The 17,015-nt window shown below is 44.1% G+C and carries 14 protein-coding genes; 8 read left to right on the plus strand and 6 right to left on the minus strand.

The window, feature by feature from the left end; translation table 11 throughout:
- Positions 1–113 precede the first annotated feature (113 nt).
- Positions 114–1,760 (minus strand): phosphoglucomutase (alpha-D-glucose-1,6-bisphosphate-dependent), encoded by a 1,647-nt coding sequence (gene pgm / locus OCV52_RS11520; RefSeq protein ID WP_137409127.1) that lies wholly within the window; start codon positions 1,758–1,760, stop codon positions 114–116.
- 94 nt (positions 1,761–1,854) lie between these two features.
- Positions 1,855–2,394: a replication initiation negative regulator SeqA gene (gene seqA, locus OCV52_RS11525; protein WP_017061953.1), complete on the minus strand. Its 540-nt coding sequence runs from the start codon at positions 2,392–2,394 to the stop codon at positions 1,855–1,857.
- 93 nt (positions 2,395–2,487) lie between these two features.
- Between seqA and OCV52_RS11530 the strand changes: the two genes are divergently transcribed.
- The 3 genes from OCV52_RS11530 to fldA all read left to right on the plus strand — a co-directional run bounded on the left by OCV52_RS11530 (position 2,488) and on the right by fldA (position 4,168).
- A complete protein-coding gene (locus OCV52_RS11530) occupies positions 2,488–3,249 on the plus strand; it encodes an alpha/beta fold hydrolase (RefSeq protein ID WP_137409128.1) in 762 nt (253 codons plus the stop codon).
- 108 nt (positions 3,250–3,357) lie between these two features.
- Positions 3,358–3,576 (plus strand): DUF2788 domain-containing protein, encoded by a 219-nt coding sequence (locus OCV52_RS11535; protein ID WP_137409129.1) that lies wholly within the window; start codon positions 3,358–3,360, stop codon positions 3,574–3,576.
- Positions 3,577–3,634: 58 nt separating this feature from the next.
- Entirely contained in the window at positions 3,635–4,168 is a 534-nt protein-coding gene (gene fldA / locus OCV52_RS11540) for a flavodoxin FldA (RefSeq protein ID WP_004737899.1), read from the plus strand.
- A gap of 100 nt (positions 4,169–4,268) precedes the next feature.
- On the opposite strand, the gene OCV52_RS11545 is transcribed toward fldA, so the two are convergent.
- Positions 4,269–4,775 carry a DUF4442 domain-containing protein gene (locus OCV52_RS11545; RefSeq protein WP_004737898.1) on the minus strand — a complete coding sequence of 169 codons (507 nt, stop codon included), beginning with the start codon at positions 4,773–4,775 and terminating at the stop codon, positions 4,269–4,271.
- Between the two features lie 207 nt (positions 4,776–4,982).
- On the opposite strand from OCV52_RS11545, the gene fcrX reads away from it, so the two are divergent.
- A complete protein-coding gene (gene fcrX, locus OCV52_RS11550; RefSeq protein ID WP_004737897.1) occupies positions 4,983–5,432 on the plus strand; it encodes a ferric iron uptake transcriptional regulator FcrX in 450 nt (149 codons plus the stop codon).
- A gap of 139 nt (positions 5,433–5,571) precedes the next feature.
- On the opposite strand, the gene glnS is transcribed toward fcrX, so the two are convergent.
- The 3 genes from glnS to nagE form a co-directional block, all read right to left on the minus strand.
- Positions 5,572–7,239, minus strand: a complete 1,668-nt coding sequence (gene glnS, locus OCV52_RS11555; protein ID WP_137409130.1) for a glutamine--tRNA ligase — start codon at positions 7,237–7,239, stop codon at positions 5,572–5,574.
- Between the two features lie 264 nt (positions 7,240–7,503).
- Entirely contained in the window at positions 7,504–8,880 is a 1,377-nt protein-coding gene (locus tag OCV52_RS11560) for an IS4 family transposase (RefSeq protein WP_261900842.1), read from the minus strand.
- 173 nt (positions 8,881–9,053) lie between these two features.
- On the minus strand, positions 9,054–10,568 hold the full coding sequence (gene nagE / locus OCV52_RS11565) for an N-acetylglucosamine-specific PTS transporter subunit IIBC (RefSeq protein WP_233090440.1): 1,515 nt from the start codon (positions 10,566–10,568) through the stop codon (positions 9,054–9,056).
- A 516-nt stretch (positions 10,569–11,084) separates the two neighbouring features.
- Here nagE and nagA point away from each other — a divergent pair.
- From nagA to asnB, 4 genes are all read left to right on the plus strand, one after another.
- Positions 11,085–12,221 carry an N-acetylglucosamine-6-phosphate deacetylase gene (nagA, locus tag OCV52_RS11570; RefSeq protein WP_004737892.1) on the plus strand — a complete coding sequence of 379 codons (1,137 nt, stop codon included), beginning with the start codon at positions 11,085–11,087 and terminating at the stop codon, positions 12,219–12,221.
- A gap of 2 nt (positions 12,222–12,223) precedes the next feature.
- Positions 12,224–13,438: a DNA-binding transcriptional regulator NagC gene (nagC, locus tag OCV52_RS11575; RefSeq protein WP_102426085.1), complete on the plus strand. Its 1,215-nt coding sequence runs from the start codon at positions 12,224–12,226 to the stop codon at positions 13,436–13,438.
- Positions 13,439–13,522: 84 nt separating this feature from the next.
- Positions 13,523–15,109, plus strand: coding sequence for a cation:proton antiporter family protein (locus tag OCV52_RS11580; protein WP_137409111.1), 1,587 nt, complete (start codon positions 13,523–13,525; stop codon positions 15,107–15,109).
- 233 nt (positions 15,110–15,342) lie between these two features.
- On the plus strand, positions 15,343–17,013 hold the full coding sequence (asnB, locus tag OCV52_RS11585; protein ID WP_061034164.1) for an asparagine synthase B: 1,671 nt from the start codon (positions 15,343–15,345) through the stop codon (positions 17,011–17,013).
- The last annotated feature ends 2 nt before the right edge of the window (positions 17,014–17,015 follow it).

Here is a 17,015-nt window from a genome sequence, read left to right on the forward strand (position 1 = left end):
ACGCTCTCGTTTATCCTTCCTTTCTTATTCACAATGCGACCAACTAAAAAGGGCTGATGCTTTCACATCAACCCTTCCATTATTTGCTTTATAACTCTATGAATCGTATTCGATTATAGACCTGCAGCAGCAAAGACTTGGTTAACAATCTCTTGAGCTTCTGCTTCAATCGCTTTTAGGTGTTCTTCACCTTTAAAGCTCTCACAGTAGATTTTGTAGATGTCTTCCGTGCCCGATGGACGAGCAGCAAACCAACCATTCTCAGTTGTCACTTTAAGGCCACCAATTGCAGCGCCATTACCTGGAGCATGCGTCAAGCGAGCAGTAATCGCATCACCAGCAAGTGTTTCAGCAGATACCATCTCTGGAGATAGCTTCTTGAGCACATCTTTTTGTGCACCATTTGCTACCGCTTGAATACGGTTGTACTTAGATTCGCCGTGTTTTGCCGCTAGCTCTTCGTAGTACTCTTGTGGGTTCTTACCTGTCACCGCAGTGATCTCAGCCGCCAATAGGCAAAGAATTAGGCCGTCTTTATCTGTTGACCAAGGCGTTCCGTCTTTACGTAAGAAAGATGCACCCGCACTCTCTTCGCCACCGAAACCAAACTGACCGTTGTATAAGCCATCAACAAACCATTTGAAACCAACTGGCACTTCACAAAGTTCACGACCTAGATCAGCAACAACACGGTCAATCAATGCACTTGATACCAAAGTTTTACCAACAGCAACCTCTTTACCCCAACCTTCACGGTTACGGTATAGGTAGTCGATACAAACCGCTAGGAAGTGGTTAGGGTTCATTAGGCCTTTAGGCGTAACAATACCGTGACGATCGTAATCTGGGTCGTTACCAAACGCTAGTGCGTACTCATCTTTAAGCGCTAGCAAGCCTGCCATTGCGTATGGTGAAGAACAGTCCATACGAACCACGCCATCTTTATCTAGAGACATGAATTGGAAAGAAGGGTCAACCGCTTCACTTACCAAAGTAAGGTCTAAGTTGTACGCTTTACCAATTTGACGCCAGTAATCGATGCCGCTTCCGCCCAGAGGATCAACACCAATTTTGATGTTCGCTTTCTGGATAGCTTCCATATCAACCACATTAACCAAATCAGCAACGTATGGCGCAACAAGATCGACTTCTTTCACTAACTCAGACTGTTTAGCCTGTGCGATAGGAGTGCGTTTAACACCTTGCATTTGCTCAGCAATGATCACGTTCGCACGGTCTTCAATCGCTAGAGTCAATTCAGCTTCAGCAGGACCACCGTGTGTCGGGTTGTATTTGATACCGCCATCTTGAGGTGGGTTGTGTGAAGGTGTGATAACGATGCCGTCGGCTTTTTTGTCATTCACTAGGTTGTGCGTAAGAATCGCATACGAGATACCCGGTGTTGGAGTAAAGCCGTTGTTTTCTTGAATAATAACTTCAACACCGTTCGCTACAAGTACTTCGATTACCGTAGAAAATGCAGGTTCAGATAGCGCGTGCGTATCTTTACCTAAGAAAAGCGGGCCTGTTGTACCCTGCTCAGCACGCACCTCAGCCACTGCTTGTGCAATCGCTAAAATGTGGTTTTCGTTAAATGTTGATTTGTCTGCTGTACCGCGGTGACCTGAAGTACCGAATAGTACCTTGTGATCTGGGTTAGTCGCATCCGGTTGCTGTAAGAAATAGTTAGCCACTAAAGCCGGAATATTATGAAGATCTTCCTGCTGAGCTTTTTGCCCAGCACGAGGGTGCATAGCCATTTTTCGACATCCTTATATATATAAAATTTAAAAACAAAAAAACCTCATAATATCTTCTTATCCATGGATATTATGAGGTTTAAATCAGATTTCGTTAAATTGAACCTGTTACTTTTTCAATCAATTCTGCTTGGAAATTCATGCGGCTCATAAGCTGCTCAACCATCTGTCTTTTACGGCTAGTATTATTATTTGTAATAACCCAAAAAGGACTTTGTGGAATGGCTTTAGGCTTCGTCGTGTTACCGTTTGCTAGTAACGTCGCTTCGTTGTCTGCAAAGTAAACACGCTTGCGGCCTTTTACTTGAGTTGCTTCTGAAAAGCTTAAAGGGTCGATTTTATGCAGTGTTGATAACACTAGCATGAAACGATCAATGGCTTTCTTTAATGACGCAAACTCATCTGATATTAGTAGTGAGCGCATTTCTTTAACGCCATCGAACTTCTCTGGAGTAAAGCCTACCTCTTTGCTAACAACGATACCTTTCGGCTCTACGATCTCTTCGATCGGAGCCATGCCTTGGCTATCAACCTGTAACAAGCGGCGCAGAATATCTGAAGCGCTTTCGCCAATACGTTCTGTCTGACCCGCAATAAAACGGTATAGGTCCTCATCAACCTCAATTGTTTTCATTCGCTTTTCACAATCTCAATGTTTAAACTCAGGGGGATTATAGCGAGATCCGCGCGGATACTCTACGTCAAACCCACCATGAATAAGATAAAAATGTCAGTACAGCTCAACTATAAAATCGAAGGTGAGGGTCACACCATAGTTTTGATCCATGGATTATTCGGTAATCTGGACAACCTAGGCTTGCTAGCCAGGGATCTAAAAACCGATCATCAGGTACTGAGTATCGATCTTCGTAACCACGGACAATCCTTCCACAGTGATACCCATAATTACCAAACGATGGCACAAGATGTCGCTCAACTGTTGAAAGATCTCGAGCTGAATGACGTCACTGTCATAGGTCACTCGATGGGCGGAAAAGTTGCTATGGCGCTTACCCAACACCTAGAGCTACGTAAACTGATTGTATTGGACATGGCACCAGTCGCTTACACCCAAAGCCGTCACGACAACGTATTCGCAGGCCTTCAAGCGGTCATTGAAGAAAAGCCAGGATCTCGTGCCGAAGCACTTAAAGTGCTCGCCAAACATATCGAAATAGACGGTGTTCGCCAATTCTTAACAAAATCACTGTTCAAGTCAGAAGAAGGCATTATGGAGTGGCGCTTTAACGTCGCTTCGTTAATGAGCAACTACCCACACATTATTGGTTGGGAACCGATCGACAAAACCTCAGTCAAAACCTTACTAATAAAAGGTGGGGATTCTGACTACCTCACGGCTGAGCACCAAACTGCGGTCCAACAGCAATTTTCTAACGCAAAGGCGCACGTTATTGCGAATACCGGCCACTGGCTACACGCAGAAAAGCCAGCTGAAGTGCTGAGAGCAATTCGAAAATTCATCGCTTAAGTGCGCTTTTTCATGCAGATAAATGAGAGCTGAGTAATCACTGCACATTAACTTTATCTCGCAACAGTGATATAGTGCGCCCAAGCAAAATTGGTATATAAGGTTCCCATGCTTTACGACTACATGAACATCATTGAATCTGTTGGTTTAGATCTCCTATTTGCCGCGATTTTCTTTTTGATCGGTATGGCAATTAAGGACGTTCTCAAGCAAGGAAATGTTCCTCCATTTGGTCGTCGCATTGTGTGGTTAGTACTTTTCCTTGGCTGTGCAGGTTTTATCGCCAAAGGGATAATCCAACTAAGCTGGGAAGGAGCTGGGATCTAACGATTCCCCTCCGAACTTTATTACACCGACAACAGACAAAATGAAAGGTAATGATTCTATGGCAAGTGTAGGTCTCTTCTTTGGTAGCGATACAGGTAACACTGAAGCTGTTGCTAAGATGATTCAAAAGCAATTGAGCAAACAGCTCGTTCACGTTCAAGACATTGCAAAAAGCAGCAAAGAAGATATCGATAACTTCGATCTACTGCTGCTTGGTATCCCTACGTGGTACTACGGCGAAGCACAATGTGATTGGGATGATTTCTTCCCAGAGCTAGAAGCTATTGATTTCTCAACTAAGCTTGTTGCTATCTTTGGTTGTGGTGACCAAGAAGATTACGCAGAATACTTCTGTGATGCTATGGGTACTATCCGTGACATCGTTGAAGCGAAAGGCGGTACTATCCTAGGTTACACTTCTACTGAAGGCTACGAGTTCGAAGCATCTAAAGGTCTAGTTGAAGGCGATGACAGCCAATTCGTTGGTCTATGTATCGACGAAGACCGTCAACCAGAGCTAACTGATGAGCGTGTATCTAACTGGGTTAAACAAATCCACGAAGAGATGTGCCTAGCAGAGCTTGAAGACTAATTCTCTGGTAGTTGTCCATTGTTACAATTAGTGACAACTCTCTAGATATGTAAAAACCTCCTAATTGGAGGTTTTTTTCTATTTGTCTATATAGGTTAAATTAGCACTCTGCTTCTAGTGCTTCGTCATCATCTCTGAATTGTGGCTTCTTTCTGACATAAAGTGTACGCTGAATTTCTGAAACCACATTACCCTGTTTATCTTTGACATAAATAATAAACTCAGGAAAACACTTCTCACCAAGTTGAGTCTGACGGTAAATTTCGTCAAGCTGACCTTGGCTTATTTCAAAGTCTGCATACAAATCTGACTGACCAGGTTTGATGAAGTTAATGCTCGCCTCTTTGTCCCACACATAATACCTTTCACCTAAAATTCCCATTAACATCAATGAGTAAACAGGATCCGTGAGGGAAAATATGCTACCGCCATACTGAGTACGATTGGCATTTTTGTTCCACCAACGCAACTTAAGCACTGTTTTTACTACCCTAAAATCCGAACTAATATGGGCTATCTTTATCCCTGCTCCCCAAAATGGAGGCCAAATATTAAGAGCGAATTTTACGATGTTTGGTTTGTATATTTTTGCAAGTTGCTTATTCATAACAACATTCTGTGTCCATATTAGAATTACCGCCATCCTGACTGGTCGTACCTCCACTATAAGTGAGATACTTCCAATTTACAAAACAGATTGTGATGTTGATTAGTAACCCTTTGAAGTTCGTGGTTTATTGTTATGCCTGACTAAACTATAATGGTATTAATATTGAATTCTGTTAATTGCTGCAGATCATCAACAGGAAAGTATATGTCAGACAATAATCAAGCGCTAAAAGATGCTGGTCTTAAAGTGACCCTCCCAAGGCTCAAAATTTTAGAAGTATTACAACAACCAGACTGCCAACATATTAGTGCTGAAGATTTATATAAAAAGCTGATCGACTTAGGTGAAGAGATCGGGCTTGCGACCGTTTATCGAGTATTAAACCAATTCGATGATGCTGGCATTGTAACTCGCCACCACTTCGAAGGCGGTAAGTCTGTATTTGAACTTTCAACACAGCACCACCACGATCATCTAGTATGTCTAGATTGTGGCGAAGTTATCGAGTTCTCTGATGACATCATCGAAGAGAGACAAAAAGAGATAGCGAAGCGCTATAACGTTCAGCTAACGAACCACAGTTTATACCTTTACGGTAAAAGCATGACGGGTGATTGCAAAGGCAACCCAGACGCGCACAAACCGAAAAATTAAACAAACGCTGACTTCGGTCAGCGTTTTTTATATAGGACTGAAAGTCCGCTAGATTGTTCTTTAGATCCACGCATTATTCAGATACAAAAAAACCGGCACTAAGCCGGTTTTTTATTAGACAACTTGTTAGCGTTAGCAATTATGCTTCAGCTTTACCCCAAGTATCACGTAGGCCAACCGTGCGGTTGAATACTAGCGCATCTGCTTTAGAGTCTTTTGAATCAACACAGAAATAACCTGTACGCTCAAACTGGAAACCTTGCTCTGCAGCGGCTTCCGCTAGGCTAGGCTCAACAAAACCGTTCAACTTAACCAGAGACTCTGGGTTGATCGTTGCAGCGAAATCATCCGCAGCAGCTGGGTTTGCAACAGTGAATAGACGATCGTATAGACGAATCTCAGCTGGCAGGGCTTTATCAGCAGATACCCAGTGGATAACACCCCTCACTTTGCGGCCATCTGCCGGGTTCTTACCTAGCGTTTCGTCATCGTAAGAACAGAAGATAGTTGTAATGTTGCCTTCTGCATCTTTCTCGATACGCTCTGCTTTAATTACGTAAGCACCACGTAGACGAACTTCTTTACCTAGAACCAAACGCTTGTACTTCTTGTTTGCTTCTTCACGGAAGTCATCACGCTCGATCCAAACTTCACGAGTAAACGGTACTTCACGAGTACCCATTTCAGGTTTGTTCGGGTGGTTAGCAACTGTTAGTGTTTCTACCTTGTCTGCATCGTAGTTTTCAATCACGATCTTAACCGGGTCTAGAACAGCCATTGCACGTGGTGCATTTTCGTTCAAGTCATCACGGATACAAGACTCAAGTGAACCGAACTCAATCATGTTCTCTTGTTTAGTCACACCGATACGCTTACAGAACTCACGAATAGACGCAGAAGTGAAACCACGACGACGTAAACCAGAGATAGTCGGCATACGTGGGTCATCCCAACCTTGAACTAGGTTTTCAACCACAAGTTGGTTTAGTTTACGCTTAGACATCACCGTGTATTCAAGATTCAGACGGCTAAACTCGTACTGACGAGGTTGGCAATCGATCGTAATGTTATCTAGAACCCAGTCGTACAAACGACGGTTATCTTGGAACTCAAGAGTACAGATTGAGTGCGTAATACCTTCCAGCGCATCAGAGATACAGTGAGTGAAATCGTACATTGGGTAAATGCACCATTTGTCACCGGTCTGATGGTGGTGAGCAAAACGAACACGATAGATAACAGGATCACGCATTACCATGAATGACGAGCTCATGTCGATCTTGGCACGCAGACACGCTTTACCTTCTTCAAAGCCACCGTCACGCATTTTTTCAAATAACGCTAGGTTCTCTTCAGGGCTGCGGTCGCGGTATGGGCTTGCTTTACCTGGCTCTTTTAGCGTGCCACGGTATTCGCGGATCTGCTCAGGACTTAGCTCGTCAACGTACGCTAAGCCTTTATTAATTAATTCCACAGCATAAGCGTAAAGCGTATCGAAGTAGTTTGATGAGTAACAAATGTCACCAGACCATTCGAAGCCTAACCAGCTTACATCATTCTTAATTGACTCAACGTATTCAACGTCTTCTTTTTCAGGGTTTGTATCATCGAAACGAAGATTACATTGTCCCTGGTAGTCCTGAGCAATACCAAAATTCAAGCAAATAGATTTAGCGTGACCGATGTGCAGGTAACCATTTGGCTCCGGCGGGAAACGAGTATGCACGCTACTGTGTGTACCATCCGCTAAATCTTTATCAATAATTTGGCGAATGAAATTCGATGGACGAGCCTCAGCTTCACTCATCTATAGCACCTCTATGTATTTAGTATTGTCAGAGAAAGTTATCTTTTATCTCCTAGCCAAGCGCCACTTTTAGCGTCAGCTCTAGATAGAAAGATCATTGTTGCTAATCATCCACAATTCTTCGCCTTTGCACAATAAGAACCGTCCGTTAATTACGATTATTTCTGCTATTCGATGAAGAATAGAACGAACCGTATCCCAAAGCCTTAAACTACAGATACAAAAAAGCCTCCCTTATGGGCTGTCTCTTGATCACAAGTCTGGTTAATCAAGAGACTTGGCGAGTTCATACCCTTCAAGGATGGTTTGTAACCTAAGCCATCCTTGCCATAACGTCTTTATAGAAGCGCGACCTGTTCGCTTGGTATTCTTCCAACCACCTAACCGAGCAATACCGTTGTAAGCCCATGATATATTAGGCGCTTCTTTCGGTAGTTTTTTGCTCTCCAACTTGAGCCACATTAACTTCCACGCTTTGCCTTTTAATATCTGCTCACAACTGCTCTTAGATAACTCGTCTGATTCATTCATAAACCTCAACTGGAGTAACCGAGTCGCGATAAAAGCCAAAACGACGCTGAGCCTTTCTAAGTTATCCTTACTTTGCATTCTCAGTTGCTCAACTTCAGTCCCTTCACTTTTCCAGACTTTATGAAAATCTTCTATCAGCCAGCGCCGCTCATAATAACTGACGATTTTGAGTGCCTCTTCCTTGCTCGTTATCGGCTCTGAAGTCAGTAAGTGCCATGCGAGCTTATTACCACTCTCTCCTTGTTCTATACATCCCACGTAGTAAAGCGGAATGTTATCGAACTCTTTCTTGTTAGCAGGAGACTTGAGTGTCACGGGGGCATATTTGATATCTAAATGAGCCTTGCGAGCTTTACGACCGCCTTTTTGCGGTATTTCGAGCACTTTCTCTCCGGCTGATAACAGGGTAGAAGCATAGCTATAAAGACGATTATCGTGCTCTTCAATACAGCGGCTTTGCATTGAGCGAACGAGGAACCTTTGTTGTTGCTCTCGCTTGTAAGTGAGGTATTCAAATAGGTCGGCTTCTCTATCGCACACAGAAATGACATCCGAAATTTTATCGCCAAGTCGCTCAGCGACATGGCGAGAGGCTTGTTCCCACTTATAACTTTCTTTCTCTTTGTATGGTCGAGTCGCATGCTGGTGCCTTTGACCTCGCTTTTCTATATCACGAGTCCAGCGCTGTTGTTCAATTAAACCAATAACAGATTGAGTGTCGGGAGCAAAAAGTAAGGTTGAGTGTACAAACATGGCGCGATGTCGATTGCCTTGATTAGAGTGCCCGAGTTCATCTCGAATGCTGCGATGGGAGTAACTGAGAGAAGTGGTGTCTTCTAAGGCAAGAAGTGTTTGTTGCTCTAATGCTTCTTGTGCGGTGACATAAAAACCCGCTTCTGCGATATCTTCTGCTTTGATTTGCTCATTACGGATGAAGCGATAAGCCCCTTCCATTTCAGCAGGGGATATAATGAGTTTCGAGACGGGTACGCCAGGCTGCTCGGCCAGTGAGGCTGCGAGAGCAACGAGTCTTTGAGTGCGTCTAGGGTCATTAAGGTGGGCTTGACCGAACTGTTTTTGTGCCCAAAGGGTTGGCTCTATATAGGTCATGATAATCATCCTTGTCATTGCTTAGATGATCAGATCATGAAACCTAAAAATAGTTCAAAAAAATCCCCAAGCGTGGCTTAGGGATTTGTGTATAAGAGACAGCCCTTATGGGAGGCTTTCAATTTGACACTTACTTGAGAGTATTTATTGCTGCTCAGTTAAGTACTTCCTTACTATGGAAGTTTTACATCAGATAGGTCTTCACCTGCACCGATAGCTTTCATTTCGCCAGCTACGATTTCAGCAAGAGGGCCTAGGATAACTTGTAGGTTGTTTTCACCTAGCTTAACAACACCTTTAGCACCTAGTTTCTTAAGAACTGCTTCGTCAGCAACAGAGCGGTCTTTAAGAGTTAGACGTAGACGTGTGATACAAGCGTCGATTGAAGTTAGGTTCTCGTGACCACCTAGAGCTTTCAGGTATTGACGTGCAAGGTCGCCTTTTGGAGCCTCGCCAGCTGGAGTCGCTGCAGCTTCATCATCTTCACGACCAGGCGATTTCAGGTTGAAAGCGCGGATTGCGAAAGAGAAAGTGAAGAAGTATAGAGCACCGAAACCAAGGCCGATTGCTAGAAGTACTAGAGGTTTAGTTGCTAGACCCCAGTTCAATACGAAGTCGATAAGACCAGCAGAGAAACCGAAACCGTGCAGAGTACCAAACATGTTAGCAACAACTAGAGACAGACCAGTGAACACAGCGTGCATTGCGTATAGAGCAGGAGCTAGGAATACGAACATGAATTCTAGCGGCTCTGTGATACCTGTTAGGAATGAACAGAATGCTACTGAGAATAGTGCACCACCAACTTGGCTACGTTTTTCAGCAGGAGCTGCTAGGTACATTGCAAGTGCAGCACCTGGTAGACCGAACATCATCACTGGGAAGAAACCGTTCATGAATACGCCAGCGCCTTTATCGCCACCGAAGAAACGGTGTAGGTCGCCTGATTTAACAGTGTCAGTTACTTCTTTAACAACAGTAGTGATTTCTGGAGTTACAGAGTTAGCGAATGTAAATGTATGCTCTTGGCCAACAACTAGAGTTTTAGCTAGTGATGGGTCAACACAAAGTTGAGTGATGTTAGCGAATGCGCCTTGACCAGCAACGATGATTTCTTGACATGTACCCATACCGAACCAGAAGTATGAGTTCAATACGTGGTGTAGACCTACAGGGATAAGTGCACGGTTAAGAGTACCGTAAACGAATTGACCGATAGCGCCAGACGTTGATACTGCGTGAGCCAGTGCGTCTAGACCAGATTGAACACCAGGCCAAACCACACCAGACACAGCACCTGCAACAAGTGCAAATAGACCAGCCATGATTGGTACTAAACGTTTACCAGCGAAGAATGCCAGCCACTCAGGAAGGCGTGTAGCATGGAAAGCGTTGTAAGAGTGACCTGCGATGATACCTGCGAAGATACCGCCGAAGAAAGACATGTTAACGTCAGCGTTAATTGTTGTTGCTGTCGCCGTTAGAACGAAGTAAGCAACTGCACCAGCAAGACCTGCTGCGCCGTTACCGTCTTTAGAAAGACCAATAGCGATACCTAGACCAAATAGCAATGGTAGGTTACTGAAGATAGCACCACCGGCTTGCGCCATAAATGGAATATCAAGTAGATCGCCTTGACCTAAACGTAATAGAAGCGCCGCAATCGGAAGCGTTGCGATAGGTAGCATTAACGCCTTACCTAGCTTCTGTGCATATCCTAGAATATTCACCAGTTGTTTCCCCCTATAGGATTTTTTAGAATTCGTTTGAGAAACTTATTTTAGTCGCTCAATTTAGTCCTACTCAGTGTATTCAATTAATTTTGCTCCGCAAATTAAAACCTTATCATTTGTGATCGTAATCACCAGTTTTCACCAAATCCAGAGGTTTTTGCTAGCGAGATCATAAAACTTATTTTATCATTCAAAAAAATGAACATTTATAGATAAAATCCAAATATAACTAATGGGTCAAAAGTGAGTTATTTTCGGCATTAAAAGCTAGCTAACTTACTGATATTTTAACCCAAACTCATAAAAACAATGAATTGTTCACATGTTTTTCAAACACTTAAAATCGCTTCCCACTTTGAAGCCGTTTGCCCATAAAAGTTAAATCGTTACGTAAATGATGTTCGCAAACTAAGTCAACATTTAGGTAACGAACGAATTTAAAAGATCTGACGATATAAGGATTAGCTGACTATGTACGCGCTAAGTAACTGTAAAATTTACACTGGTAGTGATGTTCTAACCGATCATGCTGTAGTAATCGAAAACGAACTGATCAAAAAAGTCTGCCCTATCTCTGAATTACCAGAAGGTATCGAGGTTCGTGACCTAGACGGTGCAAACCTAAGCCCGGGTTTCATTGACCTACAACTGAATGGTTGTGGTGGCGTGATGCTGAACGATGAAATCACTGCAGAAACAATGCAGATCATGCACAAAGCAAACCTAAAATCAGGCTGTACTAGCTTCTTGCCTACTCTGATTACTTCTTCAGATGAAGACATGCGTGCAGTTATCACAGCAGCTCGTGAATACCATAACCAATACCAGAACCAATCTTTAGGTCTTCACCTTGAAGGTCCATACCTAAACGTTGCAAAAAAAGGCATTCACAGCGTTGATCATATTCGTAAGTCTGACAGCGAGATGATTGAGCTTATCTGTGAGAACAGCGACCTTGTTGCGAAAGTAACACTGGCTCCTGAGCTGAACGACCCAGAGCATATCGAGCGTCTGCACAAAGCTGGTGTTGTTGTTTCTATCGGTCACACCAACGCAACTTATGCAGAAGCACGCCAAGGTTTCGAATCTGGTATCACATTCGCAACGCACCTATTCAATGCAATGACACCTATGGTTGGTCGTGAACCTGGTGTGGTTGGCGCTATCTACGATACACCGGAGGTGTACGCCGGCATCATCGCCGACGGTTTCCACGTTGATTACGCAAACATCAGAATTGCGCATAAAGTCAAGGGAGAAAAGTTAGTATTAGTGACGGATGCCACAGCTCCTGCAGGTGCTGACATGGAATACTTTATTTTTGTCGGTAAGAAAGTATATTACCGAGATGGTAAGTGTGTTGATGAAAACGGCACACTGGGCGGCTCAGCTCTGACTATGATTGAAGCAGTTCAGAACACAGTTGAGCACGCTGGTATCGCTTTAGACGAAGCTCTTCGCATGGCTACACTATACCCAGCTACAGCTATCGGTGTAGAAAGCAAGCTAGGTCGAATCAAGAAAGGCATGGTTGCAAACCTAGCTGTATTTGACCGAGACTTTAACGTTAAAGCGACTGTTGTTAATGGACAATACGAGCACAATTAAGTATGAATGGCGGACAAATAGGTAACGTAGACTTAGTTAAACAACTAAACAGTGCGGCGGTATACCGACTGATAGACCAACAAGGGCCTATCAGTCGTATACAAGTGGCTGATGTAAGCCAACTCGCACCGGCAAGTGTTACAAAAATTACCCGCCAACTATTAGAGCGCGGCCTAATTAAAGAGGTCGCACAGCAAGCGTCTACTGGCGGTAGACGCGCTATCTCTCTAACCACAGAAGTAGAGCCTTTTCACTCTATCGCTGTGCGCTTAGGGCGAGACTACATTCAAGTTAGCCTTCACGACCTTGGTGGCCGTGAATTGGCTTTCCAACAGCAAGACCTTAACTATTCAGATCAGTCAGACCTTACTCAAGGCTTGGTCAATACGCTTAAGACCTTCATCGCTGAACACCAGCCGAAAATCGATCAGCTGATTGCGATTGGCGTGACCCTTCCAGGCTTAGTGAACCCGACGACGGGTGTCGTTGAGTACATGCCAAATACAGACATCGATAATCTTGCATTAAGCGACATTATTCGCGACACATTCCATGTCGCTTGTTTTGTTGGTAACGATGTTCGCGGAATGGCACTAGCTGAACACTACTTTGGCGCGAGCCAAGACAGCCAAGACTCTATCTTAGTGAGTGTTCACCGCGGTACTGGTGCAGGTATTATCGTTAACGGTCAGGTTTTCTTAGGTCATAACCGTAACGTCGGTGAAATCGGTCATATCCAAATCGATCCACTTGGTGAACAGTGCCAATGTGGTAACTTTGGTTGTCTTGAAACGGTAGCGGCAAACCCTGCAATCGTTGAGCGCGTGCAAAAACTGATTAAACAAGGCTATGAGTCTTCTTTAACCGAGCTTGAGCGTATTACTATTCAAGACGTTTGCGACCACGCAATGAATGGCGACGAATTAGCTAAGCAGAGCTTGGTTCGAGTAGGAAACCAGTTAGGTAAAGCGATCGCGATGACGATCAACCTATTTAACCCTCAAAAAGTGATCATCGCTGGTGATATTACTAAGGCACAAGAGATTGTTTTCCCTGCAATTAAGCGCAATGTAGAGAATCAGTCGCTAACGACTTTCCATAGCGGCCTGCCTATTGTAGCATCACAGATCGATAAACATCCTACGATGGGAGCTTTTGCTATGATCAAGCGCGCCATGCTCAATGGTGTGTTACTGCAGAAGCTACTTGAAGATTAAAGAACAATAATTCTGATTTTCCGCGGGCCGTGTTTGTATAAACACGGCCCGTTTTTTTAAGCTAGGGAACTACAACAACAAGTTATGGAACTTATATTAATATCCACTGCGTTTATCGCAGGATTTATTGCTTTAAAGTGTCACCTTCCCCCATTAGTTGGTTTTTTGGTTGCAGGCTTTGGGCTTTTTGCCTTTGGTTTTGAAACCAATGACACCATCATTACTTTAGCTGACCTTGGTGTTACGCTGCTTCTATTTACTATCGGCTTAAAGCTCGACATCAAAACCCTGCTCTCTAAAGAGATCTGGGCTGGCGCGACAATCCACAACCTTTTGTCCACTCTGTTTTTCGCTGTCGCCCTATTTGGTTTTAAGTTCTTAGGTATTTCATCACTAGCTGCCATGTCGGTAGAACAGATCGTTCTGCTCGGTTTTGCTCTTTCATTCTCTAGTACGGTATTTGCGGTTAAGACTCTGCAAGAGAAAGGTGAAATGAATGCGACTTACGGAACGTTGGCGATTGGTATCTTGGTCATGCAGGATATCTTCGCGGTAGTATTCCTAACGGCTTCTACGGGTAAAATACCTGAGTGGTATGCGATTGCTCTGTTTGCCCTCCCCTTGTTACGTCCACTTTTCTACAAAGTGCTCGATTGGGTTGGTCACGGTGAGATGTTGGTTCTATCCGGCATCTTCTTCGCATTAGTCGTCGGTGCTGGTTTATTCCATTTGGTTGGTGTTAAGCCAGACCTGGGCGCTCTGGTTCTAGGTATGTTACTTGCTGGTCACCGAAAAGCTTCAGAGCTATCAAAATCGCTGTTTAACCTTAAAGAGCTTTTCCTTGTCTGTTTCTTCTTGAACATTGGTTTGTCAGAGCAACCAACCATTCAAGGCTTTATGCTTGCAATCTTGTTCTTACTGATGCTGCCAGTGAAAGGTGTTCTCTACTTCTTGGTGCTCAACCGTTTCAAGTTCCGTGTTCGAACGTCTCTACTTGCCTCTTTATCACTGTTTAACTACAGCGAATTTGGCCTCATCGTTGGTGGCCTCGCCTTCAAAATGGGTTGGATGTCTGGCGATATATTAGTTGCCGTCGCGATTGCGGTTTCACTGTCGTTCTTAATCGCTGCACCTTTAAACCGAGCTGGTCACAAGCTTTATCAGCAGTCAGGTAAATGGCTGAAAGAGCATGCGTCAGAAAAGCTTCACCGACGTGATAAGCGAATTGACCCAGGCCGAGCACAAGTGCTTATTCTTGGTATGGGCCGAATTGGTACTGGTGCTTATGACGAATTACGCTCTCGCTATGGCAAGGTAAGTTTAGGTGTCGAAGTTCGTGAAGAAGCAGCACACAACCACAGAAGCCACGGTAGAAACGTGATTTCTGGCGACGCGACCGACCCAGACTTCTGGGAGCGCATCTTAGATACTGCGAATGTAAAGCTGGTTATCTTAGCCATGCCACACCACCAAGGTAACCAGACCGCTTTAGATCAACTAAAGTCACGTAACTTTAAAGGACAGATCGCAGCTATCGCAGAATACCCTGATCAAGTCGAAACCTTGAAAGAGAATGGTGTTGATGCCGCATTCAATATCTACAGCGAAGCCGGTAGTGGTTTTGCTCGCCATGTTTGTGAACAATTAAACCCAAACATCAACAAAATCTAGCCTAAATCCCTCTCAGAAAAACCTCTCAAGACTGTGAATTTTCGCACTTTTGAGAGGTTTTTGTATAAAAAACCAACCACATTTAGATACCAAACACCAAAACAACAAAATAATTAAATAATTTCTAATATAACACCCTTTATATTATTTTTTTGCTCACATCCGGTTGCTTTTTTTAGCCAGAATGGCAAATTGAATACAGTTGATTTAGAAATTATTTAAAAGGAAGTTCTATGTGTTCAGTATTTGGCATTCTCGACATAAAAAGTGATGCCGCAGCACTTCGCCCTATCGCTTTAGAAATGTCCAAAAAGCTTCGTCACCGTGGACCAGATTGGTCTGGTATCTATGCAAGTGACAAAGCAATCCTTGCTCACGAGCGTTTAGCTATCGTTGGTCTAAATAGTGGTGCTCAACCGCTATACAGCCAAGACAAGAAACACATTCTTGCGGTAAACGGCGAAATCTATAACCACAAAGAACTTCGTGCTCGCTATGAAGATAAGTACCAGTTCCAGACCGACTCTGACTGTGAAGTTATCCTAGCGTTATACCAAGAAATGGGCGCAGACCTGCTAGAAGAACTAAACGGTATCTTCGCATTCGTTTTATACGATGAAGAAAAAGACGAATACCTAGTAGGCCGCGACCACATCGGTATCATCCCGCTTTACCAAGGCTACGATGAACACGGTAACTACTATGTTGCTTCTGAAATGAAAGCTCTGGTTCCTGTATGTAAGACCATCAGCGAGTTCCCTCCAGGTAGCTTCTACTCTTCGAAAGATGCAGAGCCACAACGTTACTATATTCGTGATTGGAACGAATACGCTGCAGTACAAGGCAACAGCACAAGCAAAGAAGATCTAACGGAAGCACTAGAAGCAGCGGTGAAGCGTCAACTAATGACTGACGTACCTTACGGTGTACTTCTTTCTGGTGGTTTAGATTCATCTATCACTTCAGCAGTCGCTAAACGCTTTGCGGCAATGCGTATTGAAGATGACGAACAGTCTGAAGCTTGGTGGCCACAACTGCACTCATTTGCGGTTGGCCTAGAAGGTGCTCCTGATCTTATCGCTGCTCGTGAAGTGGCAGACAAGATCGGTACCGTTCACCACGAGATGACATACACCATTCAAGAAGGTTTGGATGCAATCCGTGACGTGATCTATCACATCGAAACCTACGACGTAACGACAATTCGCGCGTCTACGCCAATGTACCTACTTGCTCGTAAGATCAAAGCAATGGGTATCAAAATGGTACTGTCTGGCGAAGGTGCTGATGAGATCTTTGGTGGTTACTTGTACTTCCACAAAGCGCCAAACGCAAAAGAGTTCCATGAAGAAACAGTACGTAAACTACTGGCTCTGAACATGTTTGACTGTGCTCGTGCGAACAAATCACTAGCAGCATGGGGCGTAGAAGGCCGCGTACCATTCTTGGACAAAGAGTTCATCGATGTAGCAATGCGCTTAAACCCAGAAGACAAAATGTGTGGCAACGGTAAGATGGAGAAACACATCCTACGTGAGTGTTTCGAAGATTATCTACCAGACTCAATTGCATGGCGTCAAAAAGAGCAATTCTCTGATGGGGTTGGTTACGACTGGATCGATACGTTGAAAGCTACCGCTGAAGCGAAAGTAACGGACAAGCAAATGGAAACTGCGCAGTTCCGCTTCCCATACAACACGCCAACGACTAAAGAAGGCTACGCTTACCGCGAAATCTTTGAAGAGTTGTTCCCTCTAGAATCTGCAGCAGAGTGTGTACCAGGTGGTCCATCTGTCGCTTGTTCATCAGCAAAAGCTATCGAATGGGATGAGTCGTTCCAAAACTGTGTTGACCCATCAGGCCGTGCAGTACAAGCCGTTCACAACGATGCTTACAACGCTTAAGG

This window comes from Vibrio chagasii, from assembly GCF_024347355.1.
Lineage (GTDB): Bacteria > Pseudomonadota > Gammaproteobacteria > Enterobacterales > Vibrionaceae > Vibrio > Vibrio chagasii.

Bases quoted from the DNA above. Each gene is read 5' to 3' on its own strand.
- pgm (WP_137409127.1), bottom strand. From the start codon at position 1,760: ATGGCTATGCACCCTCGTGCTGGGCAAAAAGCTCAGCAGGAAGATCTT.
- OCV52_RS11560 (WP_261900842.1), bottom strand. From the start codon at position 8,880: ATGACCTATATAGAGCCAACCCTTTGGGCACAAAAACAGTTCGGTCAA.
- OCV52_RS11530 (WP_137409128.1), top strand. From the start codon at position 2,488: ATGTCAGTACAGCTCAACTATAAAATCGAAGGTGAGGGTCACACCATA.
- nagA (WP_004737892.1), top strand. From the start codon at position 11,085: ATGTACGCGCTAAGTAACTGTAAAATTTACACTGGTAGTGATGTTCTA.
- OCV52_RS11580 (WP_137409111.1), top strand. From the start codon at position 13,523: ATGGAACTTATATTAATATCCACTGCGTTTATCGCAGGATTTATTGCT.
- seqA (WP_017061953.1), bottom strand. From the start codon at position 2,394: ATGAAAACAATTGAGGTTGATGAGGACCTATACCGTTTTATTGCGGGT.
- nagE (WP_233090440.1), bottom strand. From the start codon at position 10,568: ATGCTACCTATCGCAACGCTTCCGATTGCGGCGCTTCTATTACGTTTA.
- fldA (WP_004737899.1), top strand. From the start codon at position 3,635: ATGGCAAGTGTAGGTCTCTTCTTTGGTAGCGATACAGGTAACACTGAA.
- nagC (WP_102426085.1), top strand. From the start codon at position 12,224: ATGAATGGCGGACAAATAGGTAACGTAGACTTAGTTAAACAACTAAAC.
- fcrX (WP_004737897.1), top strand. From the start codon at position 4,983: ATGTCAGACAATAATCAAGCGCTAAAAGATGCTGGTCTTAAAGTGACC.
- OCV52_RS11535 (WP_137409129.1), top strand. From the start codon at position 3,358: ATGCTTTACGACTACATGAACATCATTGAATCTGTTGGTTTAGATCTC.
- asnB (WP_061034164.1), top strand. From the start codon at position 15,343: ATGTGTTCAGTATTTGGCATTCTCGACATAAAAAGTGATGCCGCAGCA.
- OCV52_RS11545 (WP_004737898.1), bottom strand. From the start codon at position 4,775: ATGAATAAGCAACTTGCAAAAATATACAAACCAAACATCGTAAAATTC.
- glnS (WP_137409130.1), bottom strand. From the start codon at position 7,239: ATGAGTGAAGCTGAGGCTCGTCCATCGAATTTCATTCGCCAAATTATT.